Annotated in this window: 12 protein-coding genes and 1 pseudogene; 6 read left to right on the plus strand and 7 right to left on the minus strand. The window is 64.9% G+C overall.

Features of this window, described 5'->3' with window-relative positions; all coding sequences use genetic code 11:
• The first annotated feature begins 27 nt into the window (after positions 1-27).
• Together Q4A20_RS01775 and Q4A20_RS01780 are read left to right on the plus strand one after the other, a co-directional pair.
• Positions 28-2,055, plus strand: coding sequence for a DUF6541 family protein (locus Q4A20_RS01775; RefSeq protein WP_303119521.1), 2,028 nt, complete (start codon positions 28-30; stop codon positions 2,053-2,055).
• Between the two features lie 48 nt (positions 2,056-2,103).
• On the plus strand, positions 2,104-3,681 hold the full coding sequence (locus tag Q4A20_RS01780; protein ID WP_303119524.1) for an LGFP repeat-containing protein: 1,578 nt from the start codon (positions 2,104-2,106) through the stop codon (positions 3,679-3,681).
• 85 nt (positions 3,682-3,766) lie between these two features.
• On the opposite strand, the gene rfbB is transcribed toward Q4A20_RS01780, so the two are convergent.
• Complete coding sequence (gene rfbB, locus Q4A20_RS01785) at positions 3,767-4,762, minus strand: dTDP-glucose 4,6-dehydratase (RefSeq protein WP_303119528.1); 996 nt, start codon at positions 4,760-4,762, stop codon at positions 3,767-3,769.
• A gap of 464 nt (positions 4,763-5,226) precedes the next feature.
• On the opposite strand from rfbB, the gene Q4A20_RS01790 reads away from it, so the two are divergent.
• Together Q4A20_RS01790 and Q4A20_RS01795 are read left to right on the plus strand one after the other, a co-directional pair.
• A complete protein-coding gene (locus tag Q4A20_RS01790; protein WP_303119530.1) occupies positions 5,227-7,425 on the plus strand; it encodes an N-acetylmuramoyl-L-alanine amidase in 2,199 nt (732 codons plus the stop codon).
• A 2,373-nt stretch (positions 7,426-9,798) separates the two neighbouring features.
• Positions 9,799-10,251: pseudogene (locus tag Q4A20_RS01795) on the plus strand (YfhO family protein); the annotation flags it as partial.
• Positions 10,252-10,353: 102 nt separating this feature from the next.
• Here the strand turns inward: Q4A20_RS01795 and Q4A20_RS01800 are convergent.
• From Q4A20_RS01800 to Q4A20_RS01825, 6 genes are all read right to left on the minus strand, one after another.
• Positions 10,354-11,286: a lysylphosphatidylglycerol synthase domain-containing protein gene (locus tag Q4A20_RS01800; protein WP_303119531.1), complete on the minus strand. Its 933-nt coding sequence runs from the start codon at positions 11,284-11,286 to the stop codon at positions 10,354-10,356.
• On the minus strand, positions 11,283-12,446 hold the full coding sequence (locus Q4A20_RS01805; RefSeq protein WP_303119533.1) for a glycosyltransferase: 1,164 nt from the start codon (positions 12,444-12,446) through the stop codon (positions 11,283-11,285). The genes Q4A20_RS01800 and Q4A20_RS01805 overlap by 4 nt, the downstream gene beginning before the upstream one ends.
• 4 nt (positions 12,447-12,450) lie before the next feature.
• On the minus strand, positions 12,451-13,479 hold the full coding sequence (locus Q4A20_RS01810; RefSeq protein ID WP_303119535.1) for a glycosyltransferase family 2 protein: 1,029 nt from the start codon (positions 13,477-13,479) through the stop codon (positions 12,451-12,453).
• A 164-nt stretch (positions 13,480-13,643) separates the two neighbouring features.
• A complete protein-coding gene (locus tag Q4A20_RS01815) occupies positions 13,644-14,219 on the minus strand; it encodes an ISAs1 family transposase (protein WP_303119537.1) in 576 nt (191 codons plus the stop codon).
• On the minus strand, positions 14,189-14,488 hold the full coding sequence (locus tag Q4A20_RS01820) for a transposase (protein WP_303119540.1): 300 nt from the start codon (positions 14,486-14,488) through the stop codon (positions 14,189-14,191). The genes Q4A20_RS01815 and Q4A20_RS01820 overlap by 31 nt, the downstream gene beginning before the upstream one ends.
• 25 nt (positions 14,489-14,513) lie before the next feature.
• Positions 14,514-14,774 carry a transposase family protein gene (locus tag Q4A20_RS01825; protein WP_303119541.1) on the minus strand — a complete coding sequence of 87 codons (261 nt, stop codon included), beginning with the start codon at positions 14,772-14,774 and terminating at the stop codon, positions 14,514-14,516.
• A gap of 218 nt (positions 14,775-14,992) precedes the next feature.
• Between Q4A20_RS01825 and Q4A20_RS01830 the strand changes: the two genes are divergently transcribed.
• Both Q4A20_RS01830 and Q4A20_RS01835 read left to right on the plus strand, forming a co-directional pair.
• The gene (locus Q4A20_RS01830; RefSeq protein ID WP_303119543.1) at positions 14,993-15,874 is read left to right on the plus strand and encodes an ABC transporter permease; all 882 of its coding nucleotides are present in this window, start codon (positions 14,993-14,995) and stop codon (positions 15,872-15,874) included.
• Between the two features lie 26 nt (positions 15,875-15,900).
• A complete protein-coding gene (locus Q4A20_RS01835) occupies positions 15,901-17,091 on the plus strand; it encodes an ABC transporter ATP-binding protein (RefSeq protein ID WP_303119544.1) in 1,191 nt (396 codons plus the stop codon).
• Positions 17,092-17,109: the final 18 nt, after the last annotated feature.

Genomic DNA, 17,109 nt, shown 5'->3' on the forward strand with positions numbered 1-17,109 from the left:
GTTGCAATACCTGAAGCATCTGGTTTCATGGTCCAGATGGAGGCGAGTCTGAGCATCACTGTGTACGCGGCATCCAGTCCACTCACGCTGCTGCACACGGCGGCGGTAGCCGTATTGATCCTGCTACTGCCTGGATGGGTCGTGGCCCGGGTGGCTCGGCTGACCGCGCCGGTGGCTCTGGGGCTCGCCCCCGCGCTCAGCTGCGCGATTGTCGGGACGGCGGAGGTGCTCGCCCATGCCGCGGGCCTGCCCTGGCGCCCGTGGGGATGGGCAGTCATCGGCACCCTTACCATGGCACTCTGCGCGGCAGCGCGCCTGGCCGCCGGTCCGGGCGCCGCCATTGGGAACCGGCGCCAGGTGGGCCGGGGCGGGCGTCGAATCCTGGCCGCCGGCCTGGCCGTGGCCGTGGCGGTGCCGACGCTGGTGTTTCTGACAACGCTGCCCGGCGCGGGGTACCCGGCCCAGGCCTTTGACGCCGTCTTCCATCTCAATGCCGTCGCCGCCATCAGGGAGGGCGGTAACGCCTCCATGTTCGGTGGGCTGGCCGAGATGTACGCCGGCCGCTCCGTCTACTACCCCAGTATCTGGCACGGGATCGTCGCGCTGGCTCCCGGCAGTGCCGTCGTGGCGACCAATGGAGCGATTCTGGCGGTGCTCGCCCTGGTATGGCCGTTGACCGTCTTCGGCATGCTTTCCCGAGTCGTTGACGCCGATGTTTCAGCCGAGGCCAGCCGGCTCGCCCGGGTCATCGCCGTGGCGGCGACGACTGCGATGACGGCCGGGCTCGTGGCATTCGCGCTGCTCCCCATGACCGCGCTGGCGGTGTGGCCCTACTCGCTCAGCTTGCTTGGACTGCCCGGGATCATGGTGGTCCTGGATATGCTGCGCCACACGGCGGGGCCGGGCGTGCCACGCACACGGATCACCCTGTCAATCCTGCTCCTGTGCGCCTGCAGCGGCGTAATGGCCGCGCACGGAACGGGACTGTTCAATCTGATACTGCTGGCGCTGCCATTCCTGGCAGAGGCGGTGCTTTGGGTCAGGCGGCGTACCGGGCGCGCACGCATCTGGCTGCTGGCCGGGGCAGCGGGCGGCGCCATCGCCGTAGGTATCGGCGCCTGGCGATTGCGGGGGGCTCTGGCCTCAGTGCTGAGCTACCGGCGCCCGTCCGGAGGCGCGGCCGGAGCTTTGGGCACCCTGATGCAGACGCTTGCAGACCTGCCGATGTACGGCTCCTATGCCGGTGCCCTGGTTCCGGTGGGTGCGGTTTTCGGTGTGTTCGTGGTAGCGGGAGCATGGGCGGCACGGCACGACCGGAGGCTGCGGCCGTGGCTGGTGCTTTGGGCGCTCATGCTCGTATTCATTGTGGTAGTGGGCGGTCCGCAGTGGGTGGGGCGGCAACTCGGCTCGCCCTGGTATCTGCAGAAGGCGAGGATCGCCCCGCTGGTGCTGTTTGCGGCGCTGCCGCTGGCCGCCACCGCTGTGCAGGTGGCGGTGACCCGGATAGCGCAGCACCGCTCGGCGGCTCGGCGGTATACCGGGGCATTGGTGCTGCTGGCGTTGGTGATGCTGTCCGTGGCGGGGAGGATTCCTCTGGAACGGGCGCTGGTGGCGTCGGTGTACGACCCGGCACGTATCCAGTACGGGACTTTGGTGACCGCGGACGAAATCGCCCTGTTCGAACGGGCCGCCTCCGTCCTGCCCCGGGATGCGGTCGTAATCGGCTCTCCTTCCCTGGGCGGCTCCTACCTGTGGTCAATCGGCGGGGTGAGCGTGGCTTACCCCATGCGGGCCGCTCCCTCCGCAGGCACGCCCCAGGCGGCGCTGCTCAGTACCTGGCCGAACCTGGGTCGGTCCACCTGCGCGGCTCTGCATGAGCTGCGTGCCGCATACTTCTTCATCGACACCGATCCCACGGCTGCCGGCTCCCAGACGGGAACGGCGCCGTTGCGCTGGGATGAGCCGTTGACCCGGCTGCCTGAGACGGGGGTGGAACTGGTCGACTCGCAGGGCGGTGCGCAGCTGTGGCGCATCACCGCCTGCGATCGCGAATGAGTCGGGGCGTGGCTGGCCAGGTGAGGATTTTCCTGCGAAGGTAATGGCATGCATGTCCGCGCCTCGCTATCCGCACTTGCCGCCGTCGTCATGGCGATCGGCACTCTCGCTGTTGCCACTACGCCACTTGGGACACAAGCATTCGCCGCCAACGGGGAATCCTGTCTCGCTGCCGACGACTGCTCCTTCTATCTATCCGACTCCTGGAGGGGAGGTGTAGCCGACACCGCCCTGGCCGTCGGCGGCAGCCCACATGCGGCTGTCGTCGGTGACTGGGACGGTGATGGTGCCGATTCTGTGGGAACCCGCACCGGTGCCGCCTTCGCCCTGCTCGCATCTGCTGAAACCTGCGCCGCCACCACCGCCTTCTCCTATGGTCGTGTGGGTGATGAGGTGCTGGTGGGGGACTGGGACGGCGACGGCGTGGACACCCTGGCGGTGCGGCGGGGCAGCACCTTCTACTTGCGTAACTCGCTGGCGGGAGGCCAGGCCGATCATGTGATCACTTATGGTCGTGTGGGTGATGAGGTGCTGGTGGGGGACTGGGACGGCGACGGCGTGGACACCCTGGCGGTGCGGCGCGGATCGCGCTGGCACCTGCGCAACGACCTGCGCTCCGGCGTCGCTCAGACCACTGTCGCCTACGGGCGCGCGGCGGATACTGCAATAGTCGGCGATTGGGACGGCAATGGCACCGACACTCCGGGCGTGTATCGGGGTGCTCGACCTGCCCACGCCTGCAATGCCAGCGCCATCCAGAAGGAATGGGGTTTCCGTGGCGGTGCCAATGGCCCCCTGGGTGCCGCCACCAGTGCGGAAACCGTCATCAACGGCATCGCCACTCAGACCTTCGCAGGAGGACGGCTGAGCTGGACCGCCGCCGACGGTGTCATCGCTACCGGTACCGCCGGACAGACCGTGGAAGGCGCCCGCTTCGACGCGGCCATGATCATCTCGGACGCCGAATTCTTCAATCCCTCCTCCATGGATGCCCCCGCCATCCGCTCATTCCTGGCGCAGAAGAACCCGGCGTGTGTGGCCGCGGACGACGGCACCGCCTGTTTGAAGGACTACCGGGCGACCACTTCCACCATGACCTCCGCATACTGCAGCGCCTACCAGGGCGGCAGCAACGAGGACGTCGCCACGGTGATCGCCAAGACCTCCGCCGCCTGCGGCATAAACCCCCGAGTACTGCTGGTCATCCTGCAGAAGGAACAGGGACTCGTGCTGGCCACGGGCAACACGCTCAACGCCACCCGTTATGCGAAGGCGACCGGCCTGTTCTGCCGGGACACCAGCCCTTGCGATCCGACCTATGCGGGCCTTCCCTCACAGATCTACTACGCGGCCTCAAGGCTGGTCCAGTACGGAGTCGAGCCGGACGCATTCACCTACCGGGCCGGTCAGGTCGCGGCAGTGGGCAATAACCCGAACGCCGGGTGCGGCTCGCAGACCGTGCCGATCCTCAATCGCGCCACCGCGGCGCTGTACAACTACACGCCGTATGTGCCCAATGCGGCCGCCTTGGACAACATGTACGGCAGCGGAGACGCCTGCTCCGCCTACGGCAACCGCAACTTCTGGCGCTACTACCGCACTTGGTTCGGCGGCACCGGAGTGTGAGCTGTTAGTGTCGACGCAGTAGAACGGTGCCCGGCCCATGCGGTTAGCATGGGCCGGGCACCGTTCGTCTACGGGTGTGTCACGGTCATTGTCCCTGCGCGGCGTACTTGGCCTCGACCTCCGCCTTCAGCGGCCGCCACCAGGCCTCGTTGTCCCGGTACCAGTCGATGGTGGCCTGCAGGCCGGACCGGAAGTCGGTGTACTGCGGGGACCAGCCGAGTTCGGTCACGAGCTTGGAGTTGTCGATCGCGTAGCGCATGTCATGGCCGGGACGGTCCGCCACGTGCTCATAGTCACCGGGATCATGCCCCATCAGCTCCAGGATGAGCTCGACGACCTCCTTGTTGTTCTTCTCCCCATCGGCGCCGATCAGGTAGGTCTCGCCGATACGACCCTTCTCAATGATGTCCCACACGGCGTCGTTGTGATCCAGCACGTGGATCCAATCGCGCACGTTCTCGCCGGCGCCGTAAAGCTTCGGACGCACACCGTCGATCAGGTTCGTGATCTGGCGGGGGATGAACTTCTCGATGTGTTGGTAGGGCCCGTAGTTGTTCGAGCAGTTGGAGATAGTGGCCTGAACGCCGAAGGAACGCACCCACGCGCGTACGAGCAGATCGGACCCGGCCTTGGAGGAGGAGTACGGGGAGGATGGGTTGTAGGGGGTATCCGGGGTGAACTTGGCCGGGTCGTCCAACTCCAGGTCGCCATAGACCTCGTCGGTGGATACGTGGTGGAAGCGCGCCCCGTGACGGCGCACAGCCTCCAGCAGCGTGAAGGTACCCACCAGATTGGTGCGGATAAAGGGGGAGGGGTCGCGCAGCGAGTTGTCGTTGTGGGACTCGGCGGCGAAGTGGACCACCACATCGGCCTCGGCCACCAGCGGGTCCACGGTGTCGGCGTCGGCAATGTCTCCGACCACCAGATTGATGCGGTCGTCCAGGTCGGTCAGCGAGCCCCGGTTGCCGGCGTAGGTGAGCTTGTCGAGCACCGTTACTTTCGCGTTGGGATGACGAACAAGAGTCTGGTGGACGAAGTTGGCGCCGATGAAGCCGGCGCCGCCGGTGATGAGGACATGCATGGAGTGCTCCCACTGCGCTGTTGGCCGGGTTTGTGAACGACGGCAATCATGCCACACTCCGGCGTCGGCCGCGGTCGTGCCCGTTGTCGATGAAGAAGTGCAACGCCGCCGGCCGCCATCGTCTCCACCGGTCCTAGAACGTCCTCAACGGCCCGGGAACGACTTCCAGCACCCGAACACCACACCGCCGCCCGGCGCGAACCGCACACCCTCAAATGACAAGAACCAAGACTCCGAAACGGTTCTGCAATGCTCGTCGCCAACATGCCGTCGGCGTTGAGACGTCGCGCAAAGAGTCTAAAACACATGGGGGTAATGACGCCTGTGTAAGTATGCCGTGAGGCACAAAGGGGTGGAATGACGGTGGGTGAGCGGTATGGTGCATCATGATTCACATAAGTCACATGCGTCTCAGCGTGCACATGCGGCTCACAGGTACTGTTCGCAACGCTGAAAGGAAATCCATGAGAACCCCTCGACTTCTCAGCCTGGGCGTGGCGCTCCCGCTACTCGCGGCGGGGCTCATGCCCGCGGCAGCGGTAGCCGATACCGCAGACGAGGCCGCCCCCGTGCAGCTGCTCGAGTTGACTACCTCCGACGGACGGGCGACCGACGTCGCCGAGGCCGGACTGGAGCAGACGGCGTCGGATGGCACCAGCGGCGGCACAGGCGTAGCCCCGGCGCTCACTCACCGTCTGGCTGCGGTGGCCCGAGCTGCCACTGTGGGCGGTGTGGACCCTGAGGAGGATGCCCTCCTGCTCACCGAGCCGCTGGAGGTGGACGACTTCCTGGTGGCGGGTTTCACCTGGGCCGGTGCCGATGAACTGCCCGACGGCCTGGAGGTCTACCTGCGGGTGCGCGAAGGCGGAGTCTGGTCCGACTGGTACCTGAATGAGGCCAATGGGGCCGGACGAGATGACGCCACTGGCGTGGCCGGCACCGAGGAATTCGTCACCGGCGGTGCCGACGCCGTCCAGGCAGCCGTCATCGGCGATGCGGCCCAGCTGCCTGCCGACCTTCAGCTCGCCCTGATCCCGGGGCGGCCCGTGGGGGAGGAGGTGCTCGATCCTGCCAAACTCCAGTCTGCGGACGCCGAACCAACGGCGGTGGCCCCGCCCGACGAATCGGAAGAGGGTCTGACCGACGGCCTACTGGCCCCAGTCCCCGACGTTGGGACCCAGCCGGAGAACGGTCTGGCCCCGCAGACGGATGGAGAGCAGTCGGGGGCCGGTCAAGCTCCGGAGACTGACTCCGAAACGGCCTCCACCGGCGCGGGCGGGGGCATGTCTGTGGGACCGAATCTGTCGGCAGCGCTGGCAGCTACCACCACTGCCGGCGGTCTACCGGTGCCCGTGATCACCCGTTCCGAATGGGGGGCGAACTCCGCCTACATGACTTGGACGCCGTCGTACGCGACGGCCAGGCACGTGATCGTCCACCACACCGCCGGCACCAACAACTACGCCGCGAGCCAGTCCGCATCGATCGTGAACGGCATCTATTACTACCATGCGGTCACCCTCGGCTGGGGCGACATCGGCTACAACTTCCTAGTGGACAAGTACGGTCAGGTCTTCGAGGGCCGCTACGGTTCCACCGGTGCCGCGGCCGGCAAGATGGTGGTGGGCGGTCATGCCTACGGCGCCAACACCGGCACCATGGGCATCTCGATGATGGGTACCTACACCAGCGTGTCCCCCGCCTCCACCCAACTGACCAACGTCGGCAAGATGGCGGGCTGGTTCCTTAAGCGGGCAGGGGTCACCAGCGCCACCAGTTCCGCGCCATTCACCTTCAAATCGACCCAGAAGTACAGCGCCGGCCAGACGATCTCCCTGCCCGCCATCACCGGGCACCGCGATGTCGGCTACACGACCTGCCCCGGCGACGTCGGCTACTCCAAGCTGGGTGAGATCCGCTCGACCGCGCAGAGCCAGCTCGACGCAAACAACTCCGGCGCGACCTCTGCAACTCCTACTGTCGCCCGAAGTCACCAGATCTACCTCAACGACTCCTGGTCGGCGAGCGCCAACACGGTCTTCACCTATACCACTGCGGCCACTATGGTCCTGGCAGGAGACTGGAACGGTGACGGTGTTGACACCACCGGGGTGCGCAACGGTTCCGCCTACGGTTTCCGCAACACCAACACTTCCGGCGCCAGCTTGCGGACTTTCGGGTATGGACTGGCCACCGATGAGGTCCTGGTGGGTGACTGGGACGGCAACGGCACCGACACTCTGGCAGTGCGGCGTGGCAATACCTACTACTTGAAGAACTCCATGAACGCGGGTGGTGCGGACAAGGTCATCAGCTACGGTGCCGCCTCCGATGAAGTGGTGGTAGGAGACTGGAACGGCGACGGCAAGGACACGCTCGCAGTGCGTCGCAGCAATGTGTTCTTCATCAAGAACTCTCTTGCGGGCGGCGAGGCGGACGCAGTGGTCGGATATGGTCGACCGGGGGACACGGTTCTCTCCGGCGATTGGAACGGCGACGGCAAAGACACACTCGCGGTACGTCGACTGAACACCTACTACGTCAAGAACACGATCGCCGCCGGCAGTGCAGATGTCACCGTGGCCTATGGGCGGCCCACCGACGTCGCCATCGTGGGCGATTGGAACGGCGACGGCAAGGACACGCTGGGCGTCGTGAGATGAGTATCGTGCGCCGTGGAGCGTCGTGTCGGACGATGATGGCGTAGCCTGCTGCTTCCAGACGGTGCGCCGTCTGGAAGCAGCAGGTCTTGCAAGAGGTGGGGAGTGCCTGTGAAACGCGCGAGTGTCGGCGTCGGTCGGTTTCCTCGGATCAGTTCCGTGCTGTTCGGCAGTCCCGATCACGTCGTGGCGCTAATCGGCTGGCTCGCCTTCTTCACGGTGCTGGCGGTGACCGTGGCACCCGGCCTGCTGCCGGACAGGGTCTTCCTGTCCACCGAGTCCCTCGGCTTGTTCGCTCCGTGGAGTCAGTACTACTGGGACATTACTCGTGGCAACATGATGACATGGGACACCGTTGACAGCGCGGCTCCCATGGACATGTTCATCGCTCAGCACGCATGGCGGGGGCAAGGTCTGGCGCTGTGGGATCCATACGGCAACGGCGGCGCTCCCCTGGCCACACTTCCGAACTCGGCCATGTTGTCCCCCCTGTCACTTCCGTGGTGGATTCTCCCCGCAAGCGCCGCGCCGTCGGTGATAAAGATTCTGGAGGGGCTTACGATCGCCGGCGGCATGCATCTGCTGCTCAGGCGGCAGTGGGGCCTGTCTCGTGCCACGGTTCCGGTTGCGTCGCTCGGTTACTTCATGAGCGGGTTCATGGTCTCATGGACCAATTGGCCCCAGACTCGCGTGGCGGCTTTCGTACCACTGTTCTTCTGGTGCGTGGAGCGCATCGCTACAGGGAACGGCCGGTGGCGGATAATAACTCTGGCGCTGGTCACGGCATGCATGCTGCTGGGAGGGTTTCCGGCGATAGTCGGATATACCTTTTATGCGGCAGTGCCGTACTTCGTCTTGCGCGTCGTTGCAGCGCGGCGGGGTCTGCGTCGCGCGGCGATTGATTTCTGTCGCGCCGCAGCGGGGATGCTGCTGGGCGTGGGGCTCTCGGCCGTGCAGCTGCTGCCATTCATTCAGCTTGTCATGAAGGAGGTGAACTTCGAGGATCGTACTTCCAGTAACGCCGATGCCCTGCCCACTCAGGTTCTTGCCACGGTCGTTGCCCCACATGCGCTGGGAGACCCTGGTTACGACAGCGAGTACTGGCAGGTGCATCCGGTGGAGGGCTTCTCGTACATCGGGGCTGTGCTTGTAGTCATGGCCCTGATCGGCCTAATCGTGTCTCCTTCGCGCCTGCCCCGCGGAACGGTTGTGTTCTTCGGAGCGGGCGCCTTGGTTGTTGGTTCGGCGATCTATCATGCCGGCATCACTCATGACCTGCTGCAAATGCTCCCACTGGTGTCATCCAGTCCCATTGGGCGCATGCGCGTGCTGCTCGGCATGTTCGGCGCGGTGTTGGCGGCCGCCGGAGTCGAGTGTCTGGTGGGACGTCGGGAGAAGGATATGCGACCGGCGCGATCCGGCTGCCACGGCCCCGCAATCGGAGCGTTCTGCGTGCGGCTGGGCATGGCCTTGGCCATTGCGATTCCGATCGCCGTCGCCACGCGTCAGTCCGTGCTGAGCGCGGAGGACATGGTTACTATTCATAGCACGAAACTCATCGCTCTGCAGATGATCGCTGTGGGGGCCCTTGCCTTTATTGCGATCTTCTGGAGGGGGCGGGTGGGGCGCGGCCTGGGCCTTGTGACAGCGGTGGTCGTGGTTGTCGCCTCCGCTGCTAGTTCGGTGTCGGTAGGGCAGGCCTGGTGGCCACTATCGACATCATCGACCCTGTACCCGATTACTCGTGCGCATGCATTTCTTGACGGTGTGCTCGGACAACAAAGGTATATCGCCTCTAACTTCGCAATGATGCCGGGTACCGCTACGGTATACGAGCAACGTTCGGTGAACGGTCACTCATTCGGGTCCACACGGTGGGCGAGCCTACTTGAGGCCGCGATTCCAGGCCTGTACCTGTCTGCAACGTATACATCGGCTCCCGGCGGCACGGTTCAGCATGGAATTGGTGCTGCGGTACTCGACCGCCTGGGGGTTGAGTATGCGGTGACAGGGCTTGAGGAGGCGGTTCCCGGTGACATCGAATACGGCATCGCCGAGTCCTCCTGGGCGGATGGCGCGAAGGGATCAATGACGAGTAGCAGCATCAATGGTCCGGCACGGGGGGCGCTTCTGCGGATACGGGGCGATGTCCCTGAGGGCTCGGTATTACAGGTGACAGCCGTCGACGACGATACGGGTGAAGTACTCGAGCGGACGAGTATTCCCGGGGAGTACTTGGTCTACCAGGCCGGCCTTGTGCCACTGGCGCTCGAGGGACTCGCCTCGGACCAGTCATGGCACACGGAGGTTGTCGTGGAGTCGGCAGACCCTCTGGAACTCGGTGTTGATGAGAGCGGGATGGTGGTGCTCGACGTGATGCGGGCAGCCGACGACGGTCTGACCCTGGTATATGCCGATGAGGTGCTCATTTACCGCAGGGACACCGCCCTGGGCAGAATCCGCTGGGCCTCGGCGGCGACGGTGATCGAATCAGAGGAGGAGCGCATCGCCGCATTGGACTCCGGCGAGGTTCCGGACAATACTGTTGTATTGGAGGACTTTGCGGATGCCTCGCCGGTCGATTCGGGGAGTACTGCGGCCGTGACTAGTGAGGATCTGGACGCCAATACAATCCGGATCAACGTGGATGCCTCCGGTGCCGGATGGGTGGTGGTGGCAGACCCTCTCCAGATGGGCGGCTGGTCGGCGACCGTCGATGGCGAACCCGCGCAACTAGTAGCCGCTGAGCAGGCCGGCGGCGCTGTGCGGATCGACTCCGGTCGGCACACCATAGTGCTGCGCTACTGCCCATCGACGTTCAAGGCCGGAACTGCCATCTCGATGTTCAGTCTCTTAGGGATCATGATCGCGGTGGTCCGGCCCGCCTTCAGCCGCAGGTTTCGATCCTCCAGACTGAACGTTGAGAGTTTGTCAGATCCGGACTCGCCGGGCGGCGAAGATGCCGACACCGCCCATGGCGAGATCAGCGACGGTCAGTACCGCACGGGAGAGCAGCACCACGGCAACCGCACCGCCGGTGCTGAGCGATCCCGCGAGGACGAGGCCGAGCACTCCCTCTCGCACTCCGGCGCCCGCGGGGACAAAGACGATCAGGAAGCCCACGGTCCAGGCCATGGCGTATCCGCCGATGCACAGCGCCAACGTCCCCGCGGAAGCGGTCATCCCGGTGCCGATCGCCAGTAGCCACACCTGAAGCCCGGCAACCGTCCAGGCCACAAGCGTCCACGCCGTGCACGCACCGATCCCGGACCAGCTGACCGGATGCTCCAAAGCAGGCCGACCGGTCAGCCGGAAGATCAGCGCCAGCAGCCGGTTGAGGACGGGCGGGAGCAATAGGATGATGAAGACCGGCAGCGTCCAGGTCACCCAGCCGTAGCTGTTGCGCAGCTGCTCGGAGGCGAAGGGCATAACCGCCACCGCCAGCGCCGCACCGGTGACAATGGAGACTATGACGGTCACTACCATCACGGACAACGACCGGCGCCGGGGGATGTCATGGTCGGCGCCCAGCTCGGCGGCGGCCAGGACATTCCACACTCCGCCGGGCAGGTACTTGCCCAACTGGGACACGAAGAACACCCGGAAGGCGGCAGTCAGCGGCAAGATGGTGCCCATATCGGCCAGTAGAACCCGCCAGGCGAGCATGGTCATCAGCACATAGATGAAACCGGCGAGCAGAGAACCAAGCAACAGCAGTGGGCTCATACCAGCCATGGCCACGACGATGTCATCCCACTGGGAGAGGACCGCGTACACGGCGAGCACGACCACCAGCGCGAGAAAGCCGAGACGGACCGGCGTTGAGCGCAGTGCCCCCATAACCCCTCTGATGAGTGCGTTCACCTGGCCGTCTCCCCGGCGTCCATACGCTCCAGGAAGGACGCCAGCGGCCTCACAACCTGTTCAGGAACGAATCGCGCCGCCGCCGTTGCTGCGCGCTGACGTGCGTCGCGCAGTGCCGCCGGCTCGGTCGCCAAATGCTCCAGGGCGTCCGCGAGCGAGCGGGGATCGCCCGGTGGAACCATGATCGCCCCGTCGTCGAGCAGGCGTCGCTGCGGCACCGTATCAGAGGTGACGACGGCGCACCCGGCCGCCAACCCCTGGTAGACCTTGTTCGGGACAACGTCGAGGGCCTTGTCGGTGGTGCCTATGATGCCGAGGCAGACGTCATGCTCGGCCACCACGCGCGGCAGCTCGGTCGCCTCCACCCAATCGCTCCACTGGACCATTCGCTCCGCCGGGGAACCTGCCAGGATCTGCTCGCACTCGGCGCGATCCTGCCCTGAGCCGATCAGCAGCGCCCGTACCGCGGTACCGCGCTCACCGAGCAGGCGCAGCGCACGGGCGATGTCCGGCGCTCCTTGAAGCGGGGTGAACAGGCCGAAGAACACCACTGTGAGAGGACGATCCGCCGTCCTCACGCCGTCGTCGTCGACACGTAAGGCAGCGGCGTCCCTGCCGGCCGCATGCCAGGAGGCGGGAGCTCCGACCGGGACAACCACACCACGGTTGGTAATGGACTGGTCGAGCTTGGCGGCGTGCTCGACGGTATCCAGTACCACGACGTCGGCGCTGTGCGTGGCCAGGCGGTCCAGGACAGACAGGAGCTTCGCCTTAGCCCCGTCCTCGCCGCGGTCACGGGCCGTACCGGAAGCGAAGATCAGGTGATCCAGGATGATCGTCGTGCGGGGAAAGAGCAGGCGGGCGAGCAACACGTCGAAATGACCCATGTAACCCACGAGCACGGCATCTGGCCGGTGAGCGCCGCGGTAACGCCGACTGCCGGCGGCCAGCCGCAACCAACGCGAGGTCAGACGCCCGACGAGCACCGGCAGGCGCCAGGGCTGCTTGAGGATGGCCACCCGGTCGGCGGTGCTCAACCCCAGCGGCTCATCCAACTCCCGGACCTGGTTGCCCGCCGTGCGGCGCAGTCCCTCCAAAAGCACCGCCACGCGCGGATGCGAGGCGACATCGTAGGTGCCGAAGCCCAAGACCCTTCGCATCGATTCAGTCCTCCCGGTAGGAGGACGCATCGGTCGACGCTGCCGGACCAGAGATGACAGCGGCCCGAATCCCGCGAATCCGCGTGTCATCCACACGCCCGTACTCAATACTCTTCACCCGCTCCAGCGTCTCCTCGATTAGCACCCGGTTGGTGCGCTGCAGGTCGGCAATCACCAGCAGGGCCACGCACAGCAGGGCCGCCACCAGCATGGTAGTGCCGAAGACCAGGGACTGGATGTGACCGCCGGCGGTGCCCATGAGCCAGAGCACGAAGAAGCGAATGAAGGGGACGGCTCCGATGATCGCGAAGAAGGCCGCCAACCAGCCCAGCACCACGTGCGGCTTGAACATCAGGTAGGAGCGAGTGATCGCTCCACCGGACTTGGCCATGTGCTGGAAAATGTTGTTGAACAGGCGCGATTCGCGGGTCTTGGGGTTGGTGGTGATCGGGACCGAGGCGATGCGCAGCCGCTTGTTGCCGGCCTGGATGATGGTCTCCATGCAGTAGGAGAACTGGGTGATCACGTTGAGTTTGAGCAGGGCGTTCTTGGAGTAGGCGCGGAAGCCGGAGGCGGCGTCGGGCAGGCGGGTGCCGGCGGCGTAGTTGACCACCTGTGAGCCGAAGTGCTGCATGCGCTTCTTGAACCAGGAGAAGTGGGCGATCTTGGCGGTCTGACGGTCGGCGATGGCGATGTCTGCCTCGCCGCGCACCACCGGAGCCACCAGATTGCCGATGTACTCCTGCTTGTATTGGTTGTCGCCGTCGGTATTGACCACGATGTCGGCGCCGTGCGCTAGGGCGTAGTCGACGCCGTCCCGGAAGGAGCGGGCCAAGCCCATGTTGCGGGCATGGCGCACGAAGTGCTTCACCCCGTGCTCGCGAGCCACCTCCAGGGTGCGGTCGGTGGAGCCGTCGTCGATCACCAGGATCTCGATCTCGTCGACGCCCTCGATCTGGCGGGGAATCGTGTCTAGGACCATGCCTAGCGTCCGCTCCTCGTTGAGGCAGGGGACTTGGATGAAGAGCTTCATAGTCGTGGTCGGATTCCTTCAAAGCCGCACCCAGGGGGCATCGGGCGCTCTGGGGAGGCGGACAAGCGTGATGGATGAGTAGTCGCAATGCTATCGGAGTGCCGAGCCTCAGAACGCCTTGGTCGCATGTCCGCCGGCAGGGGGTCGGCAAAGTTGGTGTGTGGTTAGGGGGTTGTTAGGAGTTTGATGGCTTTGCTGGGTTTTCGTGTCATGGAGCGGTTGGCTGAGGCGATGCCTGTGGTGGTGGGATCGTCGTAGAGGGTGTGGATCAGGCTTATGGCCAGGTTTGTGAGGGTGGCCATCACCTGGGGCCCGGAACCGGTGCGCAGCTGGTGGCGGTCCTCGTCGTAGGTCACGTCCCGCACCCAGTGGAGTCGGTTCTCGATCGCCCAATGCCCTTGTATCCAGGCGGCCACGGTCTCGGGCTGAGCGTCCTTGATCGGAACAGAGCAGTACCCGGGTAGACGACCTGCGTGGTGCGCTTGGACTTCTTGGAGCCGTCGGGCTGGCGCTTGGTGGTGGTGCGGGCGGCGTATCTGAAGGACCTGCGCCGCCCCGGGGAAGTTGATCCAGTCGGGGGTCTGTACGGCTTTGATGGTGCGGCGCATCCGCCGCCCGTGAGAGCAGTCCATCCCGGTGACGGCGGGGACGCCCTTCCAGGGCGGGGCCTTGAGCCTGGCTCTGAGGCCGGGCTGGTTGTTCTTGACCGTCAGCACATAGTCGGCACCCCGGTCGCGCATCCATTCGGCGGTGCCGTGCTGGGTGAGCGCTGGGCGTCGGCGGTCACGACGGTGCCTTGGAGGTCGTGGGGTTCCAGCAGGTCTTTTAGGGCGGGTATCTCACTGCTCTTGTCGGCCACGCGCTGCTGGGCCACCACCGCCCCGGTGCTCTGGTCGAGGGCCGCCAGCAGGTGCGGCACCCCACCGTCGGGCCCCTTGGCGCCGCGCATGGTCTTGCCGTCAACAGCGATCACGCGCCTGCCGCCTGTGGTGCCGGTGCGGGTGAGCATCCACGAGGCGATCGGCGCGTCCAGGTCATCTGGGTCCAGGCCTTGCAGGGTGCGGCGGATGGTGGACTGCCGACGGCAGCGGTCGGTCCTTGTCCATGCCGAGTTCGGCCAGGTCGCCGGGGTCCAGGTCGGCCATGTGTTCCCAGACGGCCAGCAGGGTGCGGCAGCCGGCCAGCACCCCCGCCGCCGCCAGGGCCAGCACCGCATCCAGGCGGTGACGCACCCCGCGCCGGTGCCGGGGGTCGGGGACAGTGGCGAACACCCCGGTCTGGGGCTGGCGCGACAAGGCAGGAGTGGGGGCCGATGACACAGCGGCGCGACCTCTCCGGTTTCGGGATTGTTAGCACCACCTATCGTTACCGGCGGGTCGCGCCGCGCCCGCACCAACACGCCGAAAACCCCTAACAACCCCCAACCCAGCCAACAACTTTGCCGACCCCCTGGGTCCGCCGGGACGCCGGTGCGGTGGGCTGTCCCGGTACTCCGCCGGGAGCCGTATGATGAGTGCGGCAGCGGCGCGTCCTGCCGTGCCGAATACTCGATGAAGGGCGTGTTTTGGCGATCTTAAAGGACCTGCGCGAGTCGCGTGAGCTCCTCTACAACCTCACCATGCGTGAGATCAAGGGGAAGTACAAGCGTACCGCCCTGGGCCAGTTGTGGTCTTTGGCGAATCCTCTGGCACTCATGGTCGTGTACTCTTTCGTCTTCCGGTTCATCATCCGGGTGCAACCGGCGGCAGGCGATCCCTCCGGCCTGGACGTCTTCGCGCTGTGGCTGATGTGTGGGCTCCTGCCCTGGTCCTTCTTCACCAACGTCGTTTCCGGGGGCATGGGCGTGCTCGTTGGCAACGAGAACCTCATCAAGAAGGTCTACTTCCCCCGTTCGGCGCTGCTGGTCTCGAATTCGCTGTCCTGGCTGTACTCGTGGTCGATCGAAATGCTGGTGCTCGTGGTGGCCGTGATCCTGCTCGGGGGGGCGCCCTACCTCTATGTCGTCCCCACCCTCGCGGTGATGCTGCTGCTTACCCTGTTCTCCACCGGCGTGGCGATGGCCATGTCCATAGCCAATGTTCACTTCCGCGACACTCAGTACCTCATGGGCATCGTTTTCCAGATCTGGTTCTACGCCAATCCTATTGTATATCCCGCTACAATGGTGGAATCGGTCTCCGCAGGCGTAGAAGAGTTTTATGGTATCTCGCTCTTCGACGTGTATCGTGCCAACCCGTTCTACTACTTCATTGAAGCGTTCAGGAATTTGCTGTATGATAACAGAATGCCTGACGTGACCACATGGGTGGTGCTGGTCCTGTTGTCTCTTCTGTGTTTCCTGGTCGGCTGGAGATTGTTCGAGTCCCGTCAGGACAGTCTAGCGGAGGTGTTGTGATGGTGACGGTACGGAACGCGATCTCTGTGGCACACCTCTCCAAACGTTTTCGGGTCTATCAGGAGCGCAACAACACACTGAAGTCTGCATTGCTGAGGAGAGGGCGGTCGGCTTACCGGGACTTCGAGGCGCTCAAGGACGTCTCGCTCGACATCCCGCAGGGCACCACCTGCGCCCTTGTCGGAGACAACGGGTCCGGAAAATCGACACTCCTCAAATGCCTGGCGCGGATCCTGGTGCCGGATGAGGGTACCATCGAGCGCAACGGCCGTATGGCTGCGATGCTGGAGGTCGGGTCCGGCTTCCATCCCGAGCTGTCGGGTCGGGACAACATTTACCTGAACGGCTCTATTTTGGGGATGAGTCGCCGTGAGATCGATAAGAAGTTCGATGACGTCGTCGGATTCTCCGGTGTCGAGGACTTCATCGATCAGCCCGTGAAGAACTACTCCTCCGGCATGTACGTTCGCCTCGGCTTCTCGGTCGCGATTCACACGGAGCCCGATATCATGCTCGTTGACGAGATCCTCGCGGTGGGAGATGCGTCCTTTCAGGCCAAGTGCGCCCAGAAGTTTGCGGAACTGCGACGTGAGGGACGCACCATCGTCGTGGTGTCGCACTCGATCTCCCAGCTCCGTGAAATGGCCGACACGGCGGCATATCTGGATCACGGCGAGCTGCGTGACGTCGGTCCGGCCCAGATAGTGCTAGAACGCTACGCCGACGCCGCCCGTTCCAACATCCGAACGGATGAGAACGGCCGCGTCAGGTGGGGAAGTGCGGAGGCGCTCGTTGAGACGGTTGAGATCCTTGATCCGTCGGGCGAACCGGTGACTGAGGCACTGCGCTCCGGTGATGAAGTAGTGCTGCGTCTCCACTTCAACGCCAAGCGGCCGGTCGGCCGACCCCGACTGGGGCTCACTCTGGACACGGGGGAGGGGAGCCATCTGTGGGCGAGCTACTCAAATGACCTGGGATTCGATGTACCCGTCGTGGACGGTGCCGGACATGTCGATCTAAGAATTCCCCACCTGCCTCTGCAGCCGGGCAGGTACCCGCTGCACGCGGCCATCATCGCGGACAACGGCGAGGACGTCATAGACTTCGTGCGGGAGATTGCGGTGCTCGATGTAGGCGTCGGCGGATATCGCGAGTCAGGTGGTCCGGTGTCGATGCGCGGCGAGTGGGCATGGGATGCGACAGGAGCAATGCGGTGATCGAAGTGTCTGCGGAAC

The sequence above is a fragment of the Actinomyces sp. genome (assembly GCF_030530635.1).
GTDB lineage: Bacteria > Actinomycetota > Actinomycetes > Actinomycetales > Actinomycetaceae > Actinomyces.